28 protein-coding genes and 3 tRNA genes are annotated in these 24,251 nt (G+C 44.1%); 26 read left to right on the plus strand and 5 right to left on the minus strand.

What is annotated here, in order from left to right; genetic code table 11:
• Positions 1 to 44: 44 nt before the first annotated feature.
• From ACN6MV_RS06075 to ACN6MV_RS06105, 7 genes are all read left to right on the plus strand, one after another.
• Positions 45 to 1,235: an ABC transporter substrate-binding protein gene (locus ACN6MV_RS06075; protein ID WP_076121918.1), complete on the plus strand. Its 1,191-nt coding sequence runs from the start codon at positions 45 to 47 to the stop codon at positions 1,233 to 1,235.
• 164 nt (positions 1,236 to 1,399) lie between these two features.
• Entirely contained in the window at positions 1,400 to 2,260 is an 861-nt protein-coding gene (locus tag ACN6MV_RS06080; RefSeq protein ID WP_419885918.1) for a PHP domain-containing protein, read from the plus strand.
• A gap of 5 nt (positions 2,261 to 2,265) precedes the next feature.
• Positions 2,266 to 2,787 (plus strand): GntR family transcriptional regulator, encoded by a 522-nt coding sequence (locus tag ACN6MV_RS06085; RefSeq protein ID WP_419885919.1) that lies wholly within the window; start codon positions 2,266 to 2,268, stop codon positions 2,785 to 2,787.
• Complete coding sequence (locus ACN6MV_RS06090; RefSeq protein WP_419885920.1) at positions 2,696 to 2,998, plus strand: hypothetical protein; 303 nt, start codon at positions 2,696 to 2,698, stop codon at positions 2,996 to 2,998. The genes ACN6MV_RS06085 and ACN6MV_RS06090 overlap by 92 nt, the downstream gene beginning before the upstream one ends.
• On the plus strand, positions 2,961 to 3,404 hold the full coding sequence (locus ACN6MV_RS06095; protein WP_419885921.1) for a hypothetical protein: 444 nt from the start codon (positions 2,961 to 2,963) through the stop codon (positions 3,402 to 3,404). The genes ACN6MV_RS06090 and ACN6MV_RS06095 overlap by 38 nt, the downstream gene beginning before the upstream one ends.
• 84 nt (positions 3,405 to 3,488) lie before the next feature.
• A tRNA-Glu gene (locus tag ACN6MV_RS06100) sits at positions 3,489 to 3,560 on the plus strand.
• Positions 3,561 to 3,566: 6 nt separating this feature from the next.
• Positions 3,567 to 3,649 (plus strand) — tRNA-Leu (locus tag ACN6MV_RS06105).
• Positions 3,650 to 3,722: 73 nt separating this feature from the next.
• On the opposite strand, the gene ACN6MV_RS06110 is transcribed toward ACN6MV_RS06105, so the two are convergent.
• On the minus strand, positions 3,723 to 4,346 hold the full coding sequence (locus ACN6MV_RS06110; RefSeq protein WP_042124797.1) for a hypothetical protein: 624 nt from the start codon (positions 4,344 to 4,346) through the stop codon (positions 3,723 to 3,725).
• Positions 4,347 to 4,558: 212 nt separating this feature from the next.
• Here ACN6MV_RS06110 and ACN6MV_RS06115 point away from each other — a divergent pair, with 212 nt between their 5' ends.
• Both ACN6MV_RS06115 and ACN6MV_RS06120 read left to right on the plus strand, forming a co-directional pair.
• Positions 4,559 to 4,924 carry a helix-turn-helix domain-containing protein gene (locus tag ACN6MV_RS06115; RefSeq protein WP_076118204.1) on the plus strand — a complete coding sequence of 122 codons (366 nt, stop codon included), beginning with the start codon at positions 4,559 to 4,561 and terminating at the stop codon, positions 4,922 to 4,924.
• Positions 4,925 to 5,006: 82 nt separating this feature from the next.
• Positions 5,007 to 5,089, plus strand: a tRNA-Leu gene (locus ACN6MV_RS06120).
• A gap of 73 nt (positions 5,090 to 5,162) precedes the next feature.
• On the opposite strand, the gene ACN6MV_RS06125 is transcribed toward ACN6MV_RS06120, so the two are convergent.
• Positions 5,163 to 5,669, minus strand: coding sequence for a GyrI-like domain-containing protein (locus tag ACN6MV_RS06125; protein WP_419885922.1), 507 nt, complete (start codon positions 5,667 to 5,669; stop codon positions 5,163 to 5,165).
• A 174-nt stretch (positions 5,670 to 5,843) separates the two neighbouring features.
• A complete protein-coding gene (locus ACN6MV_RS06130; RefSeq protein WP_042124801.1) occupies positions 5,844 to 6,323 on the minus strand; it encodes a glutathione peroxidase in 480 nt (159 codons plus the stop codon).
• Positions 6,324 to 6,661: 338 nt separating this feature from the next.
• Here ACN6MV_RS06130 and ACN6MV_RS06135 point away from each other — a divergent pair, with 338 nt between their 5' ends.
• The 14 genes from ACN6MV_RS06135 (at position 6,662) to ACN6MV_RS06200 (ending at position 19,635) form a co-directional block, all read left to right on the plus strand.
• The gene (locus ACN6MV_RS06135; RefSeq protein WP_042124803.1) at positions 6,662 to 6,940 is read left to right on the plus strand and encodes a hypothetical protein; all 279 of its coding nucleotides are present in this window, start codon (positions 6,662 to 6,664) and stop codon (positions 6,938 to 6,940) included.
• 95 nt (positions 6,941 to 7,035) lie between these two features.
• Positions 7,036 to 7,455 carry a thiol-disulfide oxidoreductase DCC family protein gene (locus ACN6MV_RS06140; protein WP_419885923.1) on the plus strand — a complete coding sequence of 140 codons (420 nt, stop codon included), beginning with the start codon at positions 7,036 to 7,038 and terminating at the stop codon, positions 7,453 to 7,455.
• Between the two features lie 74 nt (positions 7,456 to 7,529).
• Complete coding sequence (locus ACN6MV_RS06145; RefSeq protein ID WP_419885924.1) at positions 7,530 to 8,438, plus strand: copper amine oxidase N-terminal domain-containing protein; 909 nt, start codon at positions 7,530 to 7,532, stop codon at positions 8,436 to 8,438.
• Between the two features lie 36 nt (positions 8,439 to 8,474).
• Positions 8,475 to 8,909 carry a DUF6526 family protein gene (locus ACN6MV_RS06150; protein ID WP_419885925.1) on the plus strand — a complete coding sequence of 145 codons (435 nt, stop codon included), beginning with the start codon at positions 8,475 to 8,477 and terminating at the stop codon, positions 8,907 to 8,909.
• Between the two features lie 186 nt (positions 8,910 to 9,095).
• Positions 9,096 to 10,259: a hypothetical protein gene (locus ACN6MV_RS06155; RefSeq protein WP_419885926.1), complete on the plus strand. Its 1,164-nt coding sequence runs from the start codon at positions 9,096 to 9,098 to the stop codon at positions 10,257 to 10,259.
• The gene (locus tag ACN6MV_RS06160; RefSeq protein WP_076118129.1) at positions 10,252 to 11,493 is read left to right on the plus strand and encodes a CpaF family protein; all 1,242 of its coding nucleotides are present in this window, start codon (positions 10,252 to 10,254) and stop codon (positions 11,491 to 11,493) included. Before ACN6MV_RS06155 ends, ACN6MV_RS06160 begins: the two co-directional genes overlap by 8 nt.
• Before the next feature lie 22 nt (positions 11,494 to 11,515).
• Complete coding sequence (locus ACN6MV_RS06165; protein ID WP_419885927.1) at positions 11,516 to 12,319, plus strand: type II secretion system F family protein; 804 nt, start codon at positions 11,516 to 11,518, stop codon at positions 12,317 to 12,319.
• A 13-nt stretch (positions 12,320 to 12,332) separates the two neighbouring features.
• Positions 12,333 to 13,205, plus strand: a complete 873-nt coding sequence (locus ACN6MV_RS06170; RefSeq protein WP_419885928.1) for a type II secretion system F family protein — start codon at positions 12,333 to 12,335, stop codon at positions 13,203 to 13,205.
• A gap of 13 nt (positions 13,206 to 13,218) precedes the next feature.
• Positions 13,219 to 13,407, plus strand: coding sequence for a Flp1 family type IVb pilin (locus tag ACN6MV_RS06175; RefSeq protein ID WP_042124893.1), 189 nt, complete (start codon positions 13,219 to 13,221; stop codon positions 13,405 to 13,407).
• The gene (locus ACN6MV_RS06180; RefSeq protein WP_419885929.1) at positions 13,404 to 14,078 is read left to right on the plus strand and encodes a TadE family protein; all 675 of its coding nucleotides are present in this window, start codon (positions 13,404 to 13,406) and stop codon (positions 14,076 to 14,078) included. Before ACN6MV_RS06175 ends, ACN6MV_RS06180 begins: the two co-directional genes overlap by 4 nt.
• Positions 14,079 to 14,137: 59 nt before the next feature.
• Positions 14,138 to 16,405 (plus strand): hypothetical protein, encoded by a 2,268-nt coding sequence (locus ACN6MV_RS06185; RefSeq protein ID WP_419885930.1) that lies wholly within the window; start codon positions 14,138 to 14,140, stop codon positions 16,403 to 16,405.
• Positions 16,406 to 16,423: 18 nt separating this feature from the next.
• Entirely contained in the window at positions 16,424 to 17,416 is a 993-nt protein-coding gene (locus ACN6MV_RS06190) for a TadE/TadG family type IV pilus assembly protein (protein WP_419885931.1), read from the plus strand.
• 29 nt (positions 17,417 to 17,445) lie between these two features.
• Positions 17,446 to 17,955, plus strand: coding sequence for an A24 family peptidase (locus ACN6MV_RS06195; RefSeq protein ID WP_042124900.1), 510 nt, complete (start codon positions 17,446 to 17,448; stop codon positions 17,953 to 17,955).
• Positions 17,956 to 17,973: 18 nt separating this feature from the next.
• Entirely contained in the window at positions 17,974 to 19,635 is a 1,662-nt protein-coding gene (locus tag ACN6MV_RS06200) for a DUF6382 domain-containing protein (RefSeq protein ID WP_419885932.1), read from the plus strand.
• A 24-nt stretch (positions 19,636 to 19,659) separates the two neighbouring features.
• Here the strand turns inward: ACN6MV_RS06200 and ACN6MV_RS06205 are convergent, their stop codons facing one another.
• The gene (locus ACN6MV_RS06205; protein WP_419886717.1) at positions 19,660 to 20,565 is read right to left on the minus strand and encodes a TIGR01777 family oxidoreductase; all 906 of its coding nucleotides are present in this window, start codon (positions 20,563 to 20,565) and stop codon (positions 19,660 to 19,662) included.
• A gap of 40 nt (positions 20,566 to 20,605) precedes the next feature.
• The gene (locus tag ACN6MV_RS06210; RefSeq protein ID WP_042124904.1) at positions 20,606 to 21,070 is read right to left on the minus strand and encodes a DUF2621 domain-containing protein; all 465 of its coding nucleotides are present in this window, start codon (positions 21,068 to 21,070) and stop codon (positions 20,606 to 20,608) included.
• Between the two features lie 172 nt (positions 21,071 to 21,242).
• Between ACN6MV_RS06210 and ACN6MV_RS06215 the strand changes: the two genes are divergently transcribed.
• The 3 genes from ACN6MV_RS06215 to ACN6MV_RS06225 all read left to right on the plus strand — a co-directional run bounded on the left by ACN6MV_RS06215 (position 21,243) and on the right by ACN6MV_RS06225 (position 24,240).
• Positions 21,243 to 22,352 (plus strand): deoxyribonuclease IV, encoded by a 1,110-nt coding sequence (locus tag ACN6MV_RS06215; protein ID WP_076118117.1) that lies wholly within the window; start codon positions 21,243 to 21,245, stop codon positions 22,350 to 22,352.
• 65 nt (positions 22,353 to 22,417) lie between these two features.
• On the plus strand, positions 22,418 to 23,317 hold the full coding sequence (purU, locus tag ACN6MV_RS06220) for a formyltetrahydrofolate deformylase (protein WP_042124906.1): 900 nt from the start codon (positions 22,418 to 22,420) through the stop codon (positions 23,315 to 23,317).
• Between the two features lie 179 nt (positions 23,318 to 23,496).
• Positions 23,497 to 24,240: an SAF domain-containing protein gene (locus ACN6MV_RS06225; protein WP_076118116.1), complete on the plus strand. Its 744-nt coding sequence runs from the start codon at positions 23,497 to 23,499 to the stop codon at positions 24,238 to 24,240.
• Positions 24,241 to 24,251 lie beyond the last annotated feature (11 nt).

A 24,251-nucleotide genomic window follows, 5' to 3' on the forward strand; every position in this document is an offset into this window, starting at 1 on the left:
CAGAAAGAACCTATAAATCATTTATTTTGGGAGGCTGGAAGAGGATGAAGAAAATCGGGGCCATATTGATGACTGTGTTATTGGCTGGTGGATTGCTGGCAGGCTGTGGGAACAAGACCGACGACACTACCGCTGAGGGTGAGAATGCTGGTGGAGGGACCATTAAGATTGGAGCAGACCTTGAGCTTACAGGCGGCCAGGCTTCCTTCGGTGATTCTGCACTTAAAGGGGCAAAGCTGGCGGTAAAAGAAATTAATGATGCTGGTGGAGTGCTCGGCAAAAAACTTGAATTGATTGAAGCGGATAATGCATCTAAGTCGGAAGAGGCGACACGCGCAGCGCAAAAGCTAATTACTACCAATAAAGTCGTAGCTATTATCGGTGCAACTACATCTACGAATACACTAGGGATTGTTCCTGTTGCTCAAGAAAAAGGCATTCCTCTGGTCAGCTCCTCAGCCACTAACCCCAAAGTAACTGTTGATGAACGTACTGGTGACTTGAATGAATGGGTATTTCGCGCCTCTTTTATTGATCCTTTTCAAGGAGAAGTAATGGCGAACTTCGCCAAGGATACACTTAAAGCGAAAACAGCAGTTATTTATACAGATGCTTCTAGTGATTATTCCAAAGGGCTGCAAACCTTTTTCAAAGCTACTTTTACTAAAAATGGCGGCTCTATCTTAAGCGAAGAATCCTATCAACAAAAAGATTCTGATTTTAAAGCCGTGTTAACACGTATTAAAGAAGCTAATCCTGATGTGATTTATCTCCCGGGCTATTATGAAGAGGTCGGCAAAATCGTAAAACAAGCTCGTGAGATGGGCATCACTGTTCCGTTTATGGGCGGGGATGGCTGGGATTCACCACAGCTGGCTGAGATTGCCGGCGCTGAGGCGCTCAATAATACGTATATGTCCAATCACTATTCACCTGAAGATAGCTCGCCTGAAGTGAAATCGTTCGTAGATGCCTTCAAGGTTGCAAATGGTGATCTCGTTCCAGATGGGATGGCTGCGCTTGGATATGATGCTGTGAAGCTAGTAGCGGATGCTATTAAACGTGCGGACTCCACGGACCCTGAGAAGCTGAAGGAGGCACTCGCTGGGACGAAGGATTTACAACTGGCTACGGGTAAGATCACAATGAATGAAACGCATGACCCGGTAAAAGCAGCGGTGGTGCTAAAATTTGTAGATGGAGTACAAACCTTCGAAGCGAAGGTTAATCCATAAGTTCAGAGGAAAACAAAAGAGCAAACCCAGATCATCACACTGGGTTTGCTCTTTTTTTATATCTAAATTATTACAATTCTTAACGTTCCGCTTACATTGCCATGACCCTTGCTACTTGGCATCAAGTTAGAATGGGCTCAAGAAGTAAATTGAAGGAGGAAGCTATGAAAATTGAGCTGCACTGTCATACGAAAATGTCGGATGGTTCACTACATTTTACAGAGCTGCTGGAGCTTGCTGTACAAGAACAAATCGGGCACTTGGCAGTTACCAATCATGATACAACACAGGGGCTAGCTGAGATGGACGAGATGTGCAGAGAGCGTGGCATCGAATTTATCCCTGGCATTGAGATATCAGGCTATGATACGCAGCGCCAACGTCGGATTCATATTCTTGGCTATTTTATCGAAGAGGATCATGAAGCCATTAATGCTTTATGTAGTCCTCTACTTTTACGGCGTCATGAAGGCTGTTGCTTGGCAACTAAGCGGTTAATCGAAGCTGGCTATAACATTCGCTGGGAGGATGTCCTGAGCTACGCCGAAGGCGGAACGGGAGTATATAAGCAGCATATTATGCATGCGCTAATTGATCAAGGCTATACGGATCGGATCTATGGCGACTTATATAAAAAGCTTTTCTCACGAGGGCAGCGAGGGGAACAACCTGGCATTGCTTATATTCCGACAGAATATGTCGATGCGAAAGATGCAGTTCGGACCATTATTCTGGCTGGTGGTGTTCCTGTGCTAGCACATCCGGGGCAATACCAGAGCTTTGAGGCTGTAGATGAACTTGTGGAGGTTGGTTTACAAGGCATTGAGGTATGGCATCCATTGCATAGAGAAGAAGATGAGCTTCGGGCACGGGAATTGGCACTTAAATATAATCTGATCATGACCGGAGGTTCAGATTTTCATGGCTTCTATGGTGAAAGTCCTATAACACTTGGCAGTAAAAGTCCTGATGCTGCAGTTGTAGGTGCGCTGAAGGAACGTAAGCAATTGCTGCTATGGGGGTGATCAGAATGTCTGAAGAAATGGATATTATGGATCATTTGATCGCCTCTATTCAGTCAGGTGAGTATGTGTCTGACGATAAATTGCCATCGGAGCATGAGCTTGCAGAGCGGTTCAAGGTTCCGCGTATGACCGCTCGGAAAGCATATGAACGCCTGCAGGAGCTGGGGCTTGTTTATTCCACGCAGGGGAAGGGGAGCTTTGTTCGGGATAGAAAACTGCGCATTCCGCTCGCCCTCTCAGCTGGAAAAAGCTTCAGTAAGAAGATGATCGAACTTGGATTCAATTATGAATCCGTGAATATATTCGTTAGAGCCTCAAGGGCTCTTTTTTTGTTAGTTAGTGGGAGTGAGGAATATGGATTAAAGAAAAATAGAACGTTCAATCAAGTATGCAAAAATATCGTTTTATATGAACATTGTTATGGCCGTTGGAAAAATGATTGTAGGGCTCTATACTGCCTCAATCTTCTTATGTATATATGCTTTGTACAATGTAGGGTTAGCCTTAGCGAAGGCAACTGCGGTTAAAAGGCATCTTAAGGGGAAGCGGCCGCCTGACGAAACACATCCGTATGGATACGGCATAGAAGAATATAAGAGCTACTTCAGGGTTGGAGTCATCTTGACTACGTCTAGCATAGTTTTTATCATTTATTGCGTGCGGTTATTTCTGTACGGCGGTGCATGGATCGATTGTTACAATGAGAAAAGGAAAAGCGCCGGCAGTTTCGGCAATTAAACTATCCAATCTAGCAGCCTCCTTGATATCCCTCGTTCTTACGCAGACCGCTATACTTTCGTTTACACATCAAGGGGATATGTCTTATTATAACGGCCTGGCAGGACTGATCTTCGGTGGGCTTGCTGCGTTGATCGGCGTTGGTATGATGCTACATATGCATCGCGTACTGAATGGTAAGCACTATCCTTCTATTAGGAGAAAGCTATCCAAGACTGTAATATCTTGTGGCGCAAATCTTTCTATTGAACCTATCCGTTATGAGGAGCATGGCTCCAGAAGAAAGCTTCTTTATGTCTATGAGATACACAGCGATTCAAGAGAACAATATGAGTGGGTCAAGGTCAGAATTAGATCTGATTGGGATATAGAGATGATTGAAGTATCTAAGAATGCTATGGGCTGAAAAATGGATGAAAAAAAGTGCTTGCCATGTCTCTATATTTCTGGTATCATAATTTTTGTTGTCACGTTAAGACAACCTTGCTAAGGCCCGTTGGTCAAGGGGTTAAGACACCTCCCTTTCACGGAGGTAACATGGGTTCGAATCCCATACGGGTCATATTATGCGGTAGTGGTGGAATGGCAGACACGCTATCTTGAGGGGGTAGTGGGTGTATACCCGTGGAGGTTCGAGTCCTCTCTACCGCATACAAATAAAAGTAAGAAATCCTTTGCTTCGCAGAGGTTTTCTTACTTTTTTTTATAAGATTAGATAAACTGATTAGTTCTTAAAGGCTCTGGCATATTGGGGATAAAGCTGTCTGACACAGTCTGGGCAGATATCATGGGTGAATTGTAGAGCAAGCTGTTGCTTTAAAAAATGTTCAATAGTGATCCATTCATCCTTAGAATTTCGAATAGATTTGCAGGAAGCGCAGATAGGGATTAACTCATGTGTTGACTGGCATGTCGAACAGAGGCTGGTGATTCCTGACAGCTGAGTTCCTTCTATAAAAGCGCCCAAATCATATAGAGAAATAATAAAAGCATTTTCTAAATAATCATCTGAAAGAAGAGGATAGAGCTCCAAACGAAAAATCCGGTTCCCTTTATTGATAGGTTGTATGGAGAATTCAGCAGTATAAACCTGGTGTTCTCTGCTGAGTATGATTGTCACCGACTCACAAAGCTTGGCCCATTGTTCGGAATCGACAATCACATCTTGCATAAGCTCCGAATAATAAGCTCCAATCCATTTGTTATGGGGGGAGAGGCCGTATTCATGACTAAATACCTTCCACTTCCGATTGGTGAACTGGATAACTCCTTGATTGTTGATGACCACTGCATTGTGGGGGAGGCGTTCAAGTGAATGGATAATGGAAGATGATAAGCACTTTGACAAAAGTAACCGCTCCCTCCTAGAGATCCTTCAAGATGATAAGATAATAAAGGGAGTTACTTGTCACCTGAGTCGCCTCTTATCGTCATTCTAGCCATATGATATAATCGGATAATACATAATAGCACCAATTATATACTTTTTTACGTTATTTTACAATACGAATCACTTAAATAAGTCTTTTTTTATTTTTTTTTGTGAAAGGCGGTTCACTGATGCAGACCATTTACGAACGTATAGAGTACTTAATTAAGCAAGAAGGTCTGACCAAGAAATCGTTCTGTGAGCAGTTAAACATTAGCACAGGGAATATGGGCGATTGGAAGCGGGGGAAGTCTACTCCGGGAACACATAAATTGATTGAGATCGGTGCTTTTTTTCATGTGAGTCTGGATTGGCTTATCTTAGGCAGAAACACACCTGAGATATTGAAAGAGAGCAGTGCGACCTATGATTTCGAAGAAGCGAAGACAAGTGAAGGTCGAGTGGATGAATTGCTTCCAGAAGAAAAGGAATTCATTAAAGAATACATAGCTTTCGCTGAGTATCGCAAGCAGAAATTGGTAGATGAAAATTCTTGAATCAACGCCTTTACATTTTGGAAAAGTACATTTATAATAATGAATGTTGACCTCAAACAAAGTTCTATGTTTAACACACCGCGCGGTAGTGGTGGAATGGCAGACACGCTATCTTGAGGGGGTAGTGGGTGTATACCCGTGGAGGTTCGAGTCCTCTCTACCGCATATAGATTGACGAAAGAAGCCTTGCGACGCAAGGCTTCTTTTTTTTGTGCTTAATCAAGCATTGGGGAAAGCACTACTTTTTCTTAATAGGGACGCATAAATGGGCTTCGAATCGTTCATCATCTGGTCCGGAATTTTCTGTATATTGAATGAAAAAGACACCATCCGGATTGAATATATATTCAGAATGCGGCAGCCATTCATTATGTATGTGATTCCAAGTGTTCTGAAAAGCCAAGTGAGGCACCCCGTTTGCTATAAATATGGCATAGGCTGATGCAGGGAAGGTCTTCTGCACAAGCCCTTCTGGAATGAAGTCTAGCTGCTTTACTTCGACCGCAAGGAAGAACTCATGATCCCAAGCAGCTTGTTCCCACAATCGGGGTACAGATGTACGATTCTGAAATAGACCCAGATAACAACCGCTGTCTTGAACTTTTGAGGGGATGGAGTCAAATTTCGCATCAATATCTAACTCACCAAAAACAAATTCCCAAAGATTCGGATAAGGTTCTCCAGAGGCATTAACATTTGTCCAACCGATAACCTGTAGTTCTGGCAAATCACGCAGTTTAACCATCGCTTGACCCTCCCAGTAATTTTCTTCATCAATAATATAAATTATTCCAAAGGGGTTAGGAGGGGGATTTATCACAATATCATGTTTAAAGACAAAAAGGATACTGACCGCATATCAGCTAGTGGACTGAGTGATGTGGCCGGTATCCTTTTTCGGAATTTTTTCTTAAACGGATTATTTCAAAAGCTTGGAGATATAAGATTCGATCTGCTGAGGAGTAGTTTTAGGAGCAAAACGCTTAAGGACACGGCCTTCTTGATCCACCAGGAATTTCGTGAAGTTCCATTTCACGCTTTTTGAGCCTAGAACACCAGGTGCTTCCTTAGATAAGTATTTGAATAAGGGATGTGCTTCGTCGCCTTTTACATCAATCTTCTCGAACATGGGGAAGGTTACTCCATAATTAATCTCGCAGTATTCTGCAATTTCATCACTTTCACCAGGCTCTTGGCCGGCAAACTGATTGCTTGGGAAACCTAACACTTCGAATCCACGATCCTTAAATTTCTCGTACACTTCCTGAAGCCCTTTATACTGAGGCGTAAATCCACATTTGCTAGCTGTATTCACAACAAGGAGCACTTTGCCTTTGTACTTGGACAATGATTCTTCTGCACCCCGAAGAGTGTTGACTTCAAAATCATATATACTCATGGATGCCACCTCCTTTTTAATTCCTATTTTGATTTATCACAATTTAATTGTACACCATTTATGAGAGAGAGCCAAATAAGAATGTTCTATGAATCATTAACGCCCGTTCGCTTTATCAAATCATTGTGAAATTAATGATCATAAATTAAATGTATCTGTATATATTTTATGGAAATAATGACTGAATAAAGGCGTTGATCATAAAAGAGTAATAAATAGCCTCCGTGTTAGGCGTCTTTGGTTGACATCACCCTTAAAATTCTTTAATATGTCTAAGTATCTGAGAATATGTTGCGTGTGCAATTTACAACCAAAAATTTAAATAATGGGTGATGAAGATGTCTTACAGACCGAATATTACGAATGTGACCAAAGCCAGCAGCAACGATAAGGAAGGATTGTACGAGTTCATTATCAAGCTTGCTGATGGAACGGAGTGCCGTGCGTTTTATAATCGGTTTCCGGAATGGAAAATGACGAACATCAGCCGCCTGCTTAAAACTCCATGTCCAATTTGCCGCAAAGATTTCATCTGTAAATGCATGGAGGCATTCACTGCTGATTTCGAAGGACAAATGATCGGCGATCAATGGATTGAAAAGGCAATTGCTGAATAATTAAAGAACGGTACATGTTGGCGCGGGATTTCTATCCCGCGTTTTTGTTTACCCAAAATATGCGATACACTTATCTTTATCAGGGAGGGGGAGCAATGAACGAGGAGCTGAACATTATGCAAAATAAATCCATTGTGCTGATCGATGGGGTGTGTCATCTTTGCCAAGGTTTGATTCGTTTCATCATCCCGCGTGATCCCAAGGCTAAATTTCTATTTGCGCCTTTACAAAGTGAAATTGCTGCTAAGCTAATGAGGGAGGCTGGACTTCAACCTGGGCAGTTGAACACAGTTGTATTGCTGGAGAACGGTGTGTGTTATACAGAGTCGGCTGCTGTACTGCGGATTGCGCGTAGATTGAGATGGCCTTGGCCTGTTGCGTATTTCTTCATTATAGTGCCGCGCCCAATACGGAATATCCTTTACCGCTATGTTGCAAGGAATCGTTACCGTTGGTTCGGGCGCGATGAGCAGTGTCTGCTCCCAACACCGGAGATCAAACAAAGATTTTTGTAATCCGAGATTTGGCTAGATGTTATAATGTAACCATAATTTGGTATAGTTAAGGAGAGTTAGCGAGGGGTGAAGGGATGCTGCGAAAGGCAGGGCTTTATCTATTAATAGTTATGTTAGTTTCTTTAGGTACGATGGGAACGGTATCCGCAGAGGCTAAGCTCAAGGTAATGGTGAATAATTCGAGCGTGAATTACGGTGTGCATATCGTTTCTGGACAGACGATGGTTCCGCTGAAGGCTTTTGAGAGCTTCAAGAATACTTCTATTCAGTGGGAAGCCCGTACAAAGCAAGTAACGATCATCAGAGACTCTATGAAGATTAAGCTTACAGTAGGTTCTCGAACAGCGTGGAAGAACTCGGAATCTGTACAACTGGATGCACCTGCTAGAATCATGGATGGAAGAGTTACGGTACCGCTAAGGTTTATTGCAGAAGCTCTTGGGGCTAGAGTAACTCTGGACGCTAGTGCGAATACTGTCCGGATTCAGGAACGTGCAAATGCAAAGCTTGTGCAGAATTATAATAGTAACGATTTGGTTGTTTCCCGCATTGCTGCCTTACAATTTCCGTTTGAAGAAAGAGAGCCGTCTCAATTAACGGGTGATAATGAAGCGTTGTCTATGTCGTATTATTTTCCAGAAGGCAGGTCAGATGGATATTTCATAATCTATGGGCATTTTGTATCGTATTATGAGATTAAAGACAACATTAGAACAGTCGTATGGGAAGCAGATTTGGATGATTCGAAAGAGGCTGATAAACAAGATTTTACCGCGATATTTGGACACCCTATTGCAAAGGAATATGGTAAAGCCCCTGTTTTAGCACCATCCTATGCCTATTATTATACGAGTGTATGGGGAAGTCAGATTATTTGCGGAATCGTTAATGTGGATGGAACGACTAAAGTTTCAGGGAAGTCACTGAACTGGGAGAATAACAAGCCCTTTGTCGTTGCTATTCCCGGCGAGACCAAGCTTTAAGCACTCTACAAGTCATATAGAATATGGAGATGAATTATGAATAAAGGGAAGCCTAAAGGATTTATGCGTTTTGATTGGCCTTATCATTTTGTGACGATGCCCCTTGCGCTAATTTTGTTTGTGTGGTCGGCGATTTATGCTGTTCAAGAGATACGTGATGATGGGGTTTTAACGGTGCCATTGCTGTTATTTGGCTTGTCCTTATGCCTACTATTTGCGATTACGAGAATTCGTATATATGCGACAAAAAATCAGGATCGCGTGGTGAGAGTGGAAGAGCAATTTCGCTATTTCCGTCTGACAGGCGAAGCTTTGAACCCAGAGCTTGAATTATCCCAAATTATAGCGCTGCGCTATGCAAGTGACGATGAGTTCCCAGCACTGTGTCAGCGAGCCGTGAAGGAGAAGCTCAATCCTAACGATATCCGGTCTGCCATTAAGAACTGGCGCGAAGATAAGATGAGAGTATAGTATCCAGCAAGTGTGCGAAAAAACTTATTGCTGCCTTCTTGTATATATGCTACTATAGCTGTAAATTAAAGGAATAGCGACGGAAGCACCGTTCAATTACCGTATCCACGGTTATTGTCGGTGCTTTTTTTGCTGTCTTTTTTGAGGAAATAATGGATTTCTTTTTATCGAAAGGAGCGTGGTTTCATGGCGGCAAGGATTGTGCTCGCAGTGCGTGAAAGTCAATATATCGAACCTCTATTACATTATCTTCATCACAGTGAGTACGGAGAAATGCTGCGTATTACGGCTTTTAGCCGAAAGGATGCTTTTATCGATTTTATGAGGGGAGAGGACATCCCGGATGCTGTTGTAGGGGATTCTTCTTTCATCGAGGCTTGGCTGGTAGAGGGAAAAAACATGGTTCCATGGGCGGTCCTGAGTGAGGATGGAGGTTATCTTGGTAAGAGTGCTAAGAGTCTAGCAGGAGGGGTGATGATTGCCAAATATCAGGCATTGCCTTCCCTTCTGGGGGCTTTCCTTCAGTTATGTGAAGTCCAAAGAGGTAGAGGATCTTCTGTGCTAGATGAAACGCTGTTACTTGGGGTCGTCTCTTCTAGCGGTAACATGGGCAAAACCACAATAGCATTGAATATGGCTAAGCAGCTTGGTGAGATGGGCCTTTCGGTGTTTTATCTAAACCTTGAAAGTGTAGATAGCAGTGGGTTGTTTCTTCGAATCCCTGCAGGTCATACGCCTGGGCTAGAGCGACTGCTTTATGAAATAAAGGCCAGTCGAGACAAGGGTGAAGCAGATACGATCGAATTAGGACAATACTTCATTAGATATGATCACCTCCGAACGGCTGCTTTTAGGCCAGTTATTAATGTGAAGGAAATGCTTCAGATGACTATGGAAGATACATTGGATTTGTTAGAGCGTCTAGTTGCTGAGAGAAACTTTGATGTTGTTATTGTGGATACCGGCAGCATCGAGGAAGAACGAGCAAAAGCTGTGTTACAAAGAAGCAGGATTCTACTGTGGGTCCTGAAAAATGATGATGTAAGCATGTATAAGACTATGAGGTGGTTATCGCATTGCAACACCCCTAACTCTGGTATGACACCCCATGTGATGGACAAGAGTAGGTTTGTAGTGAATTTTGCGGGAAATCGTATGGAAGAGTGGGTGCCTCCTGAAGGAATTAGCATTGAAGGGGTATGCCCCTTTATCCAATCATGGACGCTGCAACACCGTGAGGAGCTCTTTTTGAACTCACCGCAATTTCAGAGGGAAATCTTGCAGTTGTGTAAGCGGATTGTAGAGCCAGAACTCCCATTAGTTTTTACTGGGAAGAACTTGCATGAATGAGGAGATGTTCAGGGCGCTGCGTAGTGAGATTCGTGCAGGACTTGATGTAACTTCTGCAGTAGGAAACCGTGAACTTACCGGTTATATCGAACGAACGATTCTAGAAAGTGAAAGTCTACGTTATTTAACGGCGCATGAGAAGCATGAGTTAGTAAAGAGATTGTTTGATTCTTTCCGAGGATTGGATGTGCTTCAGCCATTAGTGGATAACCCGGCGATCACGGAGATTATGATCAACAGTCATACTGAGATTTTTATAGAAGAGGAGGGTCAGATTCGTCGTCTTCCTTTGGAATTTGAGTCCAGTAGCAGGCTGGAGGACATTATCCAAACGGTAGTCTCCGGTGTTAACAGGGTAGTTAATGACTCCTCTCCTATCGTTGATGCTCGGCTTAAGGATGGTTCCCGTGTGAACATTGTACTTCCGCCAGTCTCGCTGAAAGGACCGGCGATGACTATTCGTAAATTCCCAGAGACGCCGATGACGATGAATGAATTGGTGGGGCGTGAAGCCTTAAGCCAGGAAGCAGCAGAGCTTCTACAAATCTTAGTAGCTGCTAAATACAATATTTTTATCAGTGGGGGAACGGGCTCAGGGAAGACCACTTTTCTAAACGCGTTATCTCAGTTTATCCCTTCACAGGAGAGGGTCATTACGATAGAGGATTCCGCTGAGCTACAGATTGTAACTGTACCTAATCTTGTATCCTTGGAGACTAGAAACGCGAATACAGAAGGTAGAGGTGAGATCTCCATTCGGGATTTGATCAGATCTTCGTTGCGGATGAGGCCTAATCGAATTGTTGTGGGTGAGGTGCGGGGGGCGGAATGTCTCGATATGCTGCAGGCGATGAACACTGGACACGATGGAAGCTTGTCCTCAGGACATAGTAACAGCGCGCACGATATGGTCAGTCGACTGGAGACGATGGTGCTAAGTGCTGCGGATCTGCCGGTAATGGTTGTACGTCAGCAGATCGCATCGGCGATTGATATTTTCGTACATTTGTCCAGGCTCCGTGATCGCACTAGGCGAGTGATGGAGATTAGTGAGGTTGGGGGCCTAAAAGATGGAGAAGTGGTCTTGAACCCTCTATATGAATTTCAAGAGTCCGGTGAGCGAGAGGGACGGGTACAAGGGGGGCTAGTTTCTAGTGGAAACCCGCTTATACATACAGCAAAGCTTAGAATGGCTGGTGTAACCTCCTACCCGTTATCACAGTATGGATTCTGAATTCTAAAAGGGGGAAGAGGCAGTGCTTAAGATTAAGTTTGCTTCTGAAAAGCCTAAGGAAGCTGATTCCGGAGGCCATTCATTATTGCCGGATTATACGGTTTACGAGTTGACTTTGATACAGAAAATTCTGGCAATCGCAGTAGGCAGTTTGCTGCTGTTTGGAGTGGGATATCTTTTTTATCATCATTGGATACTGTCTTTACTACTTATGCCAGGTGGGGTGTATGCACCTCGTATACTGCGTAATTATTTGCTGAAAAGACGCCGGAGTATGCTTAATTTACAGTTTAAACAGACGTTATTTTCATTGTCTTCCTCGCTCTCAGCAGGGCGCTCGGTCGAGAATGCTTTCCGGGAAGCAGTGCAGGATTTACGTATGCTCGACCCGGAGGGAGGCGGCGATATGATCTCGGAGCTAAATATTATCTGTACGCGCATGGAATACGGTCAGCCAGTGGAAGAAGCACTACGGGATTTCAGTGAAAGAGCTGGAATGGAAGATATCGAGCGATTTGCTGACGTGTTCTCTGTATGTAAACGTACTGGTGGTGATCTTGTAGAAGTAGTACGGCGTACATCCACGATTATCGGAGAGAAGCTAGATATTCAGCAGGATATTGCTGTAAGCATTGCACAGAAGAAGTTCGAGGCTAAAGCACTGCTGATATCCCCACTGATCATGGTGATCTTTATGAGTTTAACTGCAGGAGACTATATGGAGCCTATGTATACGGGAGCGGGTATAGCCATATCGACACTAGCGCTTATTGCGTTGTTCTTATGTTATCTCTGGACTACTAAAATAATGGACATTCCGCTGTGAAGGGGATGAAATCATGCGATGGCTATATGCAGTATTCACTATATTTTTACTTGTTGTCTGGGCTCTGTTACGAATTAAATGCGGAAAAAGATATGCCGGGTTAAGGAGGCTTCCCATGGACGGTTTACGACTTCGGAAGCTGGGTGAACCGCTGCTGCTGCTCATTGAGAAGAGTGGCACCGCCAGCCGTTTTCCATCGTTGATGTTCAGGATTCAACGTTCCCTGCAGCGAAGTTATGGGATGCGTTACAGTGCAGAACGGACCTTGCTGTTCATGGGTGAGATGCTTAGCTACAGTTGGTTGTTGCTTGTGGGTGGAAGCTTGATCACAGGGTTTAGCGGCGATCAGACAGGTCTGATTCTAGGCTTTTTCTTGGCGGTAGCTCTACCGGCTGCTATGGTCAGTGATTTACATAAAAAGGTGAGGGTGCGGGAGCAAAATATTATGCTCGAGCTACCAGAGCTTCTGAACAGTATTGTATTGCTGGTAGGAGCAGGTGAGACTGTGCAGCGGGCGATTATCCGCTGTGTAGAGAGCCACCGAGGTGATGTTAATCATCCACTGTATAAGGAGCTTAGGATTATGACCAGTGAATGGGAAGGAGGGTATTCTTTTCAGCAGGCATTCGAGAATTTTAGCAAGAGATGCGCAGTGCAGGAGGCAACCTTGTTCACGACTACGGTTCTTCTGAATTACCGCAGGGGTGGAGCGGATTTTGTGTTATCGCTACGCGACCTATCGCGAATGCTGTGGGATAAACGGAAAGCTATCAGTCGAACTCGAGGGGAGCAGGCTTCCTCTAAGCTAGTCTTTCCGATGGTAGCTATCTTTTTAATAGTAATTGTACTGGTGGGAACACCAGCATTCATGATGTTAAAAATGTAGGAGGATGAAACGAATGATGACGACAATGGTGAGTACTGCAAAGAGCTTTTGGAAGGACGAGGAAGGTCTGGGGACGCTGGAGATGATTCTGATCATTGCTGTGTTGATTGCGGTTGTTTTGGTATTTCGTGAGGAGATTGTAAAAGTAGTTAAAGATCTGATTAGCACTGCGGGTGAAAAGAGCCAGGACGTATTCGAGTGAGCAAGCTTAAGGAAGATCGAGGCAGCTTTACTATTGAAGCCTCACTTCTGCTGCCAATGGTCATGTGTATTACGATGCTTCTATTGTTCTTCTGCTTGTATAGCTATCAGAAATCCATGCTGATACAAGTGGCCTCAGGAGCCACAGAGCGTGCGGCTTACAATTGGGGTAACAGTCATAAAGAGATTTCTGGATCCTACGCTATTGGTGAATATGACTCCCTCTATTGGAGGATTGGTGACGACGCGTTGCTATCTTCATTATTCGGCGGAGAAGCTGGAAGTGGCGGTATAACCATAGAGTTACCTGGTGAAGTGTCAGATGAAAGTGATTTGCCCGTTCTTAAACTCAGGCATTCCTCCACTATGGTTCCGAATAATATGCCGGGAAATATGAACTATGTATACAGCCTTACCGGACGGAAAGTAAGTGCTGAGTTAAATCGCCTACTAAATCTACCCGTACTTGATGAGATTCTTTCTGATGAGGCAAAACCAAATGTGAAAGCTCAATCTATCATCGCTGAACCTGTTGAGTTTATTCGTACAGTCGACTTGATGCGATACTTCGGGGCAAAGTTCAAGGGAGGCTCAGAGGGGAGTGGTGGATCTGGAGTCCATATGGAGCAGAAGGATGCATCTACAATGATGACCAAGCTTCAGGATAAGTGATATTTCTTTGCCCGTGGATCTAATATTCATTGAAAGCAGGGATAAGGAGGGAGGTTTTGATGAGGAGTATTTTTACTAGTTGCCTCGCTAGCAGAAAGAATCGAAAGAGAAAGAGGCAGGGGCAGCACGAGGGTAAAACAGAAGGCTCGGTCTCGATTTTCCTAATCATGGTACTGGCTTTCGTCTTTTTATTTACAGCAGTGCTGATTGATTATGCGCGCATTGCTGCATTCAATGTTCAAGAGGAACGTCTAGCGAGGGCTAGCGTCCGCTCTGTAATGTCATCCTACGATGTTGAGCTGCGAGAGAAGTATGGTTTGTTCGCGTTCGGAGAGAGTGACGGGGGTATTCTGCTCTCTAAAGTACTCAATGATAATCTGCATAAAAGTGGTCGGAGTGATGCTTTCAATCTAATCCCCTTTGCGCTGGAATCCTCATCCTTGAAATGGAGCCGACCATTGGGTAGCTATGAAGTTGCTCGTCGACAAATACTGGAAGAAATGAAATATAAGGCCCCGATAGATTTCGCGTTAGAGCTGGCAGGTAAATTTAAACCAATGTCAGGAGTAATGGAAGAGGCTTCACGCGCTACTACTTTGCTCAGTAAGCTGCAGCCGTTATATGACGAGCGAGAAGAGGCTTTGGATCTTATGTTAGAGCGGAGAAGCCAGGCTGCGGAGAGTGGAAGAAGGCTACTTCAATGGATTATGAATCCGCCGGGAGAGTCCATTTCAGCCAGTTCGCTCGGAAGTATGCAATCGGCCGCGGATATTTCAGCACAGTATAGCGACTACCTTGGGAAGTACTACGATGATCTTTATCGTGATAGTAAAAAGCCTGCAAAGTACACTTATCAATTGTCACTCTACCAGAGTCGAACTACTGAGATGTTATCGCGGCTTCCTGCCTTATTAACAGCTTTTCGTGAAGATCATGAAAGATCAATGGAGGGAGCGAAAGAAGCATTAAAGAAGGCACAGCAATTGAATGACGAGATGAAAAATGTATTGGAACAGTCGCGAATGGAGGGTGGGGATCTATCAAATGATCCTGCTAATAATTGGGATATTCCGGCGAGCTCAGGAGAGATAAGCTCAGACCCGCTTAAAAAGCTGCGTGAACAGGAAGATGCACTGATTCTCACCTCAACTGATCTAAGTCAGATGGAGAATAATATATCCACGCAGCAAAGTGCTTTCGAGACCATTGAACCAATCGTAGCAGGAATGTCAGGTGTGCTGTATGAAGCTTTGAGTGACAACGGGGACTCTTACCGAATGATATCTTCTGTTCTTGAAGCTACACGTGTGGTGAAAAACTATTTACAGAATTACGGCGAGAAGGGGAATGTTATCGCTAATGATGTGGCTTTAATTGAACAGCACCGTAGCTCAGATAAAGAGCGTAAACAATTGGAGAGAGAAGCTAAATCGAAGCTGGGTGAAGCGAAAGCGTTGCTCGATAAGATTCGAATGATGGGTAACGGAGTGACAGATTCTCTGAAAGACTATCAAACACTTCGCCAATATTATGAAGAGAATATTGCTTTTAATGAGGAAATAGTATCGGATCCACTGGTTAAATCAGAAGTTAGCTCAAACATTTATGCTGCTGGGAGTTCGGCGATGGAGGATATGGACGGGATCTATGCAGCGATGGGTGGCATTATGGCAGGAGCTAGAGATAAACTTTTCCAAACGGAGTATTCTGCCCTCTATTTTCAGCATTTTGACGTTTCCAAGTTAGCTACATTGGCACAAGGTTCTGTAGAGGATACAGATAAGCTTAAAGACCAGCTTAATCCTCAAGCACAAGAGCTGGAATACATTCTATATGGATTTTATAATCCTGCAGGCAATGTAGCCGCGGCTTATGCTGAAATATTCGCTATGCGGTTGTCTATTCGAACGATGGAAGGTTTTATTGAGAAGGCAAGCTTAGGAAATCCATTGGCTGTTCTCGCTGCAGCGCTGTTGTATGGAGTCCAGCAAGCTATTCAAGATATGTTACTACTTTGTGAGAAAGATTCCATTCCTCTATCCAAATACTTACCAGCCCAGCTGACTTATCGCGATCATTTGCGTCTGTTTATGATGATGCATGGAGGCGGGAATGTTCAGTTATCTCGGATGCTGGCTCTAATTCGTCTCAACACAGGAATAAATCCAGAGGAAAGAAGCACTTATGTATCCTCGAATATTAAGCTCAAAATGCGGTTATGGTTTCTGCCAGGTGTAGTGAAGCTTTTGGATTATAGCGCTGGGTATTCAGGAGAAGTTCAAGGAAGAACATATATGAGGGAAGTAAAGATTGATTTTTCATATTAGCAGGAGGTTGGCAAGGATATGAAGGACGAGTACCGGATTAGGGGGAGGACTAAGGAAGAAGGTAGCATGGTAGTAGAGGCGGCGATGGTACTTCCGTTTTTCTTACTGTTTGTTCTGTTCCTAATTTCTATCGTACAGATGACCTTGTATTCGACAGCCTTACAAAGTACAGCATCCGATACTGTGAAATCTATTTCAACGCATATGTATCCTGCGGCTTTGGCGGTACAGAAATGGGGAATACCAAGCGAAGCGGACGCTGATCCAGTGAAGGGGGGCACGGATCTATCCGCTGGCAATCCAGCTGAATCGAATTGGACAATACCTCGCTTGTCTCTTACAGATTGGGGCAGCAGTTACGCAATGGCATTACCCAAGCCGCTGAATGAGTGGGTCATGTCGGCTTTAGAGAAGGGTGAGGGACCGCTGCAGAAGCTACAGGCTGAGACCTCTGAGAGTGTACTGGACCTGGCGATTAAACCCTTATTGAAGCCGTATCTGTCATCAGACTTACTGGATTATGATCGAATTCATGTATCTAACATTATCGTGCCTGAATTAAAGAAGAGTACTCGACCTTACTTTGGATTGGTGGTTAGCTATGAGCTGCCAATGAAAGTACCCTTTCTAAACCAAAGCATTGTACTAGAGGCAAGTGCTGTTGAACGTCTTTGGATCGGAGATACAGGTGAAGGTATAAATAAGGGCGATGACGGCACTAGTAAACCAGAGGATTTCATTGCGATTTTGGAAAAACCGAATCCAGCTGTAGCTAATAAGCAAGGCAAAGTTCGTGCCAAAATTCCGCCAAATGCTTCCGCTAGCTTATCCGTCTTTTATAAAAGCGGAGGAAGCACTGCCAAGTATTTAGGCTGGAAACAAGCGGACGCGGATGGATATATCGAGTGGGAGTGGAAAATTGGTGTGAATACTACTCCGGGTACTTGGCCATTTGTAATACAGCTTGATGACGGAAGATCTATTGAGGTTATGTTCACAGTAGTGAAATGAATGAAGAGGAAAGGAAAGGAGTGTAATCCATGGCGGAGTGGGCGTTTTGGGGGTGTTTTCCGTTTCTGGCAGCTGCATTTATTACAGATATTAAGTCGATGAGAATACCGAACTGGATTACAGTGTCAGGTTTGCTTGCCGGTCTGCTTGCTCAAGTGCTGATGAACGGCTGGGATGGACTCCTGAAGGCTGGTGTGGGTGCTGTAGCAGGATTTTCAGTGCTTCTGATCATGCATTTGATAGGGGCGGTTGGCGCGGGGGATGTTAAGCTTTTTGCCGGGATCGGCGCTTGGACAGGAATGCTGTTTACATTGCAGGTCGTGGTGTACTCCGTATTATTTGGAGCTTTAATAGGCTGGATAATTGTCTTAATGAGACGGGAAACAGGGAGGCGTACGCGTAAGATCATTAACACAATTTCAGGATTTATATTATTGAAAAGTTCATTCCTATTTAAAAATAAAGATAGTGAGCTGTTGAGATTTCCTTTCATGCTGGCTGTAGTCCCTGGTACCATATGCGCTTATCTTTATTTTTAAAATAGGAGGTGGTGATGCTTGTTGTACGGATTAACCCGTGACTTTATACAGCAGGACGGTATATATATGATGCTTGGAGAACCAGAAGGAATGCCGGTGAGTAAGCTTAATATGGTTCAGGCTCGTATGCTGATGAACACCGACATTCCTCATCATTTAAGGTTATTACTTAGGGAAATCGATTTGAAGGTTACTATGGAATACGCTGTTCTGCGTAAAAAAATGCTCAGTCATTTGCTCAAAAGTGAGAAGCTAAGCATGACCTCATTTTTTGGTTTACTACTGCAAATTGCACAAGGGATGGAGGATGGCAGGTTATACATGCTGCGGGCGGAACAATATGCTTTGCATGGAGATTATATTTTTATTGAAGGCTCGTTGCATAGTGGTAAGGTATACCTAACCTATATTCCTATTCAGGGGAATGAGCCTACTTCTAGGCTGGGAGAATCGCTCAAGTCGCTGATCATGGTGCTAATGGCTTCTATTACAGAGCTTACTGGCAGTGGTGTTCAAAGAGTATTGCAATACTGTGGGGAAGAAGAATTTACACCGGCTGGCCTCAAGAGTCTTCTCTCAGAGCTTTTGACAGAGGGGGATTCTAGAAGTAGAGAAATCAGCAATAGCGAAATAATGGCATCTATTCCTCCAAAGATGACAGAAGCAAGTCTGATAGAACCAGAAAGACGAATGCAAGAGAGAGTAAGGGAACTGTTTGTGAATGAGGTAACTGCTCCTCAGAAAAAAATAAGTGAGCGGAATGAGGAAAAGATTCTGAATATGCAACAGAACGCCGCTCCTTGGTTGAGTAGCTATTCCAGTCCCAATCTCAGGTTGAAAGAAGAGGAGAAGTCGCTTCCATCTCTAGAGGATGATAATTTGATAAATTCACAAACCTCAAGCTCAAGAACTTATTTAATTCTAGGGTGCCTATTAGGAGATGCTTTATTATGGAAATTCCTATATCTAAATAGTCCAAAGCCGTTGTGGCTAGCCGTTTGTGGGATTGCAACGATCGCATTGTCTGTATTGAGTTGGATGGTATGGAGCGGAAGGATAAGGTTTGGAAGTAATGAACAAAAGGATCATACGAATGAGGACCCTGAAGATACAAACTGGAGTTCGAGTCGAAGAGAATTGGAGTGGAATTTCGGTAGAAATCCTGTGACAACTACACGTCCCGCAGCAAAGATTCCAAAGGTAGATCAGTATACATCGGATCCTCTATCAAGCGTTCCAACTGCACGAGCTGAATCCAGGATAGAGGAACATAGTTTTGTAACACCACCAGAGCCAATAGCTCCAACTGCTTTATTATCACGAGAGGAGACACCTGAGCAGGGCAAACGAAATCACAAGCCAGCTCGAAATGTTCCTTATCTCAAAAGAAATGATGAGGATGAGGCAGAGGCGGAGACCATTGTGTTAAACCGAACTAGCTTTATTATCGGCCGCTCGGCAGAAGTAGCTCAGTACGTGGAGAGATCCGAAGGAGCTTCAAGAGTGCATGCTGAAATATCTAGGAGCCCAGGCGGATACGTGCTAAAGGATCTCGACTCCAGAAATGGAACACTCTTTCAAGGCGAAGCCATGATCCCTTATAAAGAGTACCCGCTGTCAGAGGGGACCGTATTTAAGATTGTAAAAGGAAGTTACACATTCCACATGGATGAAGCTTAGGATTACAAGTGAATGATGATTCTGCTATTTTTGGCTTTTCAGATCTTCTAAAGCAGCTTGAAGAGTGGGGAATGTAAAGCTAAAACCCTGTTCTAATGCCGCCGCTGGAAGGACGCGTTGCCCTTTGAGCAAGATCTCGGACAATTCACCAACTGCTGTTTTTAATAAGAAGGCAGGTAGTGGAAACCAATGTGGCCGTTTATACACTTTCCCGATCGTTCTCCCAAACTCTTCGTTTGTAACTGGATGTGGAGCAGTCGCATTAACGGGTCCGGAAATGGCGGGATTCTGAATACAATAATCGATCAGACGAACGATATCTGTCAGGTGAATCCAGGGGACCCACTGGCTTCCTGTGCCAATGTTACCGCCAAAGCCCAGTAAGTAGGGTAGCTTCATTTTTGGGAAGGCACCACTTTCATTGCCAAGTACAACACCGGTACGTAACTTAATTAGACGGATATCTTGGTATGCTTTATCAGAAGCTTCTTCCCAGGTATGAACCACTTCAGAGGGGAAGTCCATAACATGGGCTGGTGATGATTCACTAAAGGTATCTTGTAAAGAAGTTCCGTAAATAGCTACAGCGGACGCCTGAATGACTACAGACGGTTTGTGCTTCAAACTGTCGAGTAGCTTAGCAGCAGCGGAAACGGTTGCAAGACGAGAATGCATAATTGCTTTTTTGCCGCTTGGGCTCCAACGCTGGCTAAGAGAAGCTCCAGCAAGATTAACCAAGGCATCTGCATTCTCTAGGGGGGCATGATCAGCTATTAGGCTGTCCCATGTGTGGTAACTCAGCTTAGGATGATATGGCGCAGCTTTAGGTAGATTGCGACCGACGATGGCGACTTCATTTCCTGCTTGCAGCCAGTATTTTGTTAGTTCACTGCCAATAAAACCGGTGCCGCCACATATTACATATTTGATAAGGTTGGCCTCCGTTCTGAACACGACATTCGATAAACAATCACTTAAATAAATGCTGGTAAGCAGAGTAATCGATTTTGTTCTTTTCGAGAAAATTGACGAGGAAACGATTGTCACGTCGCGGTGTGGCGACTATGTAACCTTTAATGCAATGATCACGAGTAACCTCTTTCGCATTGCTTTCCACTGCGATTTTTCCGATCTCAGCAGCAATAGAATGTTTGGCGATATCGCGAAACGGACTAGGCACAGGCTGAACAAGCTGGTCTAAAAAAGCTTTGGATTCATCACTCCAGAGTGATCGGCTGCGTTCTACCCAGTAATTTTGCCAGTCCAGCTTAGATTTTCCATCGGCTTTCGGCAATACCTTTAGGAATTTTCGGAACATAAAAAAACCGCCGATACACATGGAACCCAGCAGCATAAATGTCCAGAAAGCGATAGAGTTCATGAACCAATTGCTCGGTGTTGCGGATAATAAACCAAGTCCTGATTGGATAGACATGCATACACCACCTTTTGGCAATGAGTATTCTCACATAATTTAATCTCATATTAAAGTATAGCTTATTTCCAAAGTTTTGCGAAGCAGAACCCAGCATATTGACCTTGTCTAGATTTATTTTTCTGATCACGGTAGAATAGGGGGTAATTCGTGAAGGAAAGAGGGAAGAAGTATGCTGAAAATAGGTTCACATGTGTCTTGCTCGGACAAGGGTCTTTTGACCGCAGCAAATGAAGCAAATGAGTATGGTTCCAGCTCATTTATGATATATACAGGAGCGCCACAGAACACGCGCCGCAAGCCGATTGATGCCATGTATCCCGTTGAAGGGAAGCAAGCAATGAAAGAAAACGGTGTGGAGGAGATTGTCGTCCACGCACCTTACATTATTAATCTCGCTTCCTATAAAGAGAATACGTATCAGTTGGCCGTTGATTTCTTACAAGAAGAAATTCGCCGTACGCATGCGCTTGAGGTCAAGCATATCGTATTACATCCTGGTGCTTTCACTGATAAGGACGCTGAATATGGTATCCAGCGGATTGCAGACGGCCTTAATGAGGTTCTTGGGGGAACCAATGAAACGGAAGTTCATATCGCCCTAGAAACTATGGCTGGCAAGGGAACAGAGATCGGACGCAGCTTTGAGGAGATTGCTTCGATCATTGCTAAGGTTGAACATAACGAGCGTTTGTCCGTATGTCTTGATACTTGTCACATTCATGATGCTGGCTATGACATCGTTAATGATTTGGATGGCGTTCTTAACCAGTTTGATGAGATTATCGGCTTGAATCGTCTTGGGGTTATCCACATCAATGACAGCAAAAATCCATGTGGAGCAGGTAAAGACCGTCATACTCCAATTGGATCGGGTTGGATCGGTTTTGATACGATTAACAAAATTGTCCATCATGAGAAATTGGCAGGGCTGCCTTTCATTTTGGAAACACCATGGGTGGGTAAGGATGCTAAGAAACAGCGTCCGATGTATGAGGTAGAGATCGCTTTGCTTCGTGGTAACGTAGCTGAACGATTTGGACCGGAGTTTATAGAAGATGTTGAAACACTCCGCGAGTTTTTTGCTAAGAAGGAGATCGATTCCCGTCAGTATGTGCTTAATGTCTGGGAGTTGCTGAAGAACGACGCCAAGGCTAAAAAAGCTGATCCGCGTGAACCGCTGGAGCGTCTATATGACGAAGTCATCGCTGCCGAGCTGTTCCCTGCGCTGAGCGAGGAAGCAATTAATCATCGCTTGATTGCATGGTTAGCAGGCAAGTAAGTGCTCGTTCATGCATAAGCTAGACTTCAGATTGCACATGTAGATGAGAGGATGGGATGGGGATCATGGAATTACACGTAAAAAGAAACAATTCGTCAGGTGCCGAATCATATTCCAACCGGGCGCGTATGCTCATTTCCTGTCCTGATGGACCGGGAATCGTGGCGGCAGTATCACACTTTCTGTATCAGCATGGTGCGAATATTGTGCAATCGGATCAGTACACAATGGATCCAGATGGTGGAATGTTCTTTATGAGAGTTGAGTTTGACCTTCCTGAATTAGGAGATCGTCTGGAAGAGATACGATCTTTGTTCGGCGGAGTGGCTGAACGTTTCAAGATGAACTGGAAAATTTTCAATGTTCGTCATAAGAAAAGATTAGCCATATTTGTCTCTAAAGAAGACCACTGTCTTGTGGAACTTCTCTGGCAGTGGCAAGCTGGCGATCTAGAAGCCGACATCGCTCTCGTTGTTAGTAACCATTTGGATATGAAATCGTATGTCGAGTCCTTCGGCATACCGTTCCACCATATTCCAGTTACAGCGGATACTAAGGCTGAGGCGGAAAAGCGTCAGCTTGAGGTCATCGGAGACGACATTGATGTTATAATCCTGGCTCGTTATATGCAGATTATCTCACCGTCGTTTATTGAGCACTATCGTCACCAGATTATTAATATTCATCACTCCTTCCTGCCAGCCTTTATTGGTGGTAATCCTTACGCCCAAGCGTATCAACGCGGGGTGAAGATTATCGGAGCAACTGCTCACTATGTTACAGAAGAGCTTGATGGTGGCCCGATTATTGAACAGGATGTACAGCGGGTTAGCCACAGTGATGATGTCATCGAGCTGAAGCGGATTGGACGCACCATTGAACGGGTTGTTCTGGCTCGTGCAGTGAAGTGGCATATCGAAGACCGGATCCTCGTCCATCAAAATAAGACTGTAGTGTTTAAATAGAAAGGTTATTTTCTGGTGAAAGCCTATGGTGTGAACCTGAGCGCTTTTTACCGGAACCCTATAATCTAATAGTTCTCTAAATCTCTACAGGTAAAAAAGCATTTTACCAGCAGCTTGGCTATTTACGCCAAGTTGCTTTTTGTCGTTCTCAAAATCGTGTTTTTAAGGAGGTGGAAGGTTTGGCTTTACAGCGTGGGCAACTGCTAAAACGCAACTATTTCTTCGCAAGCCTCATTTTGATTACTGGAGTCGGCGGACTGCTGGGGTATGATCTTTATTTCAAGCCCTACGTGCTCTCCCGAACCGTGGTCAAAATAAAGGTGGAAGGCGGGGAGTTTCTTCCCAAAAACTATGAGCTGAAAGCAAGTGATGTGTATCTGGACTCTGTTCAGACCAAAGATATACCTTCCGGCGTAATAACTGAAATCGAACAGGTAGAGCACAAGATTACGAACGTAAATCTGACTAACGGAAGTATTTTGACAGCGTCGCTAGTGGATGTTAGTGATTTAGAGCCGCTGGAGGATGAAGGGATTTTTCCTATACCAAAGGAGGCTATCTATGCAATTAATGGTTCTTTGCGAAGCCGGGATAAGGTAGATATTTATCTAGTTGAAGGTGACAAAGAGAAGCAGAGTGAATCGGTTAGTCCGAATGTCAACAAGGACGGGGAAGAGCCGATTGGGCAAATTCCACTTAGTGAACCCGTCAAGGAGGTGTTTTTATCTGGAGTCACCGTGAACTATGTGCGAACTGAAGATAATAACGATGTGCTAGATTCAGAAAAGGGCAACAACAATAATCGATTCACTTCGACTGGCAAGGTGGCGACACCGGAACTGAAGCTGAAGAAAAGCGATGGACAACGGCTAGGACAATTTTTGGAGCAGGGGAAAAAGCTGTGGATCGTACGGGTCGAGTAGGAGGGAAGAGT

Origin of the sequence: Paenibacillus sp. B-A-8 (genome assembly GCF_048572915.1) — a bacterium.
Classification (GTDB): domain Bacteria; phylum Bacillota; class Bacilli; order Paenibacillales; family Paenibacillaceae; genus Paenibacillus_AQ.

Bases quoted from the DNA above. Each gene is read 5' to 3' on its own strand.
- ACN6MV_RS06085 (WP_419885919.1), top strand. From the start codon at position 2,266: ATGTCTGAAGAAATGGATATTATGGATCATTTGATCGCCTCTATTCAG.
- ACN6MV_RS06145 (WP_419885924.1), top strand. From the start codon at position 7,530: ATGCTGCGAAAGGCAGGGCTTTATCTATTAATAGTTATGTTAGTTTCT.
- ACN6MV_RS06195 (WP_042124900.1), top strand. From the start codon at position 17,446: ATGGCGGAGTGGGCGTTTTGGGGGTGTTTTCCGTTTCTGGCAGCTGCA.
- ACN6MV_RS06140 (WP_419885923.1), top strand. From the start codon at position 7,036: ATGAACGAGGAGCTGAACATTATGCAAAATAAATCCATTGTGCTGATC.
- ACN6MV_RS06080 (WP_419885918.1), top strand. From the start codon at position 1,400: ATGAAAATTGAGCTGCACTGTCATACGAAAATGTCGGATGGTTCACTA.
- ACN6MV_RS06125 (WP_419885922.1), bottom strand. From the start codon at position 5,669: ATGGTTAAACTGCGTGATTTGCCAGAACTACAGGTTATCGGTTGGACA.
- ACN6MV_RS06155 (WP_419885926.1), top strand. From the start codon at position 9,096: ATGGCGGCAAGGATTGTGCTCGCAGTGCGTGAAAGTCAATATATCGAA.
- ACN6MV_RS06115 (WP_076118204.1), top strand. From the start codon at position 4,559: ATGCAGACCATTTACGAACGTATAGAGTACTTAATTAAGCAAGAAGGT.
- ACN6MV_RS06095 (WP_419885921.1), top strand. From the start codon at position 2,961: ATGAGAAAAGGAAAAGCGCCGGCAGTTTCGGCAATTAAACTATCCAAT.
- ACN6MV_RS06210 (WP_042124904.1), bottom strand. From the start codon at position 21,070: ATGTCTATCCAATCAGGACTTGGTTTATTATCCGCAACACCGAGCAAT.
- ACN6MV_RS06090 (WP_419885920.1), top strand. From the start codon at position 2,696: ATGATTGTAGGGCTCTATACTGCCTCAATCTTCTTATGTATATATGCT.
- ACN6MV_RS06130 (WP_042124801.1), bottom strand. From the start codon at position 6,323: ATGAGTATATATGATTTTGAAGTCAACACTCTTCGGGGTGCAGAAGAA.
- ACN6MV_RS06075 (WP_076121918.1), top strand. From the start codon at position 45: ATGAAGAAAATCGGGGCCATATTGATGACTGTGTTATTGGCTGGTGGA.
- ACN6MV_RS06190 (WP_419885931.1), top strand. From the start codon at position 16,424: ATGAAGGACGAGTACCGGATTAGGGGGAGGACTAAGGAAGAAGGTAGC.
- ACN6MV_RS06160 (WP_076118129.1), top strand. From the start codon at position 10,252: ATGAATGAGGAGATGTTCAGGGCGCTGCGTAGTGAGATTCGTGCAGGA.
- ACN6MV_RS06150 (WP_419885925.1), top strand. From the start codon at position 8,475: ATGAATAAAGGGAAGCCTAAAGGATTTATGCGTTTTGATTGGCCTTAT.
- purU (WP_042124906.1), top strand. From the start codon at position 22,418: ATGGAATTACACGTAAAAAGAAACAATTCGTCAGGTGCCGAATCATAT.
- ACN6MV_RS06135 (WP_042124803.1), top strand. From the start codon at position 6,662: ATGTCTTACAGACCGAATATTACGAATGTGACCAAAGCCAGCAGCAAC.
- ACN6MV_RS06185 (WP_419885930.1), top strand. From the start codon at position 14,138: ATGAGGAGTATTTTTACTAGTTGCCTCGCTAGCAGAAAGAATCGAAAG.
- ACN6MV_RS06170 (WP_419885928.1), top strand. From the start codon at position 12,333: ATGCGATGGCTATATGCAGTATTCACTATATTTTTACTTGTTGTCTGG.
- ACN6MV_RS06175 (WP_042124893.1), top strand. From the start codon at position 13,219: ATGATGACGACAATGGTGAGTACTGCAAAGAGCTTTTGGAAGGACGAG.
- ACN6MV_RS06215 (WP_076118117.1), top strand. From the start codon at position 21,243: ATGCTGAAAATAGGTTCACATGTGTCTTGCTCGGACAAGGGTCTTTTG.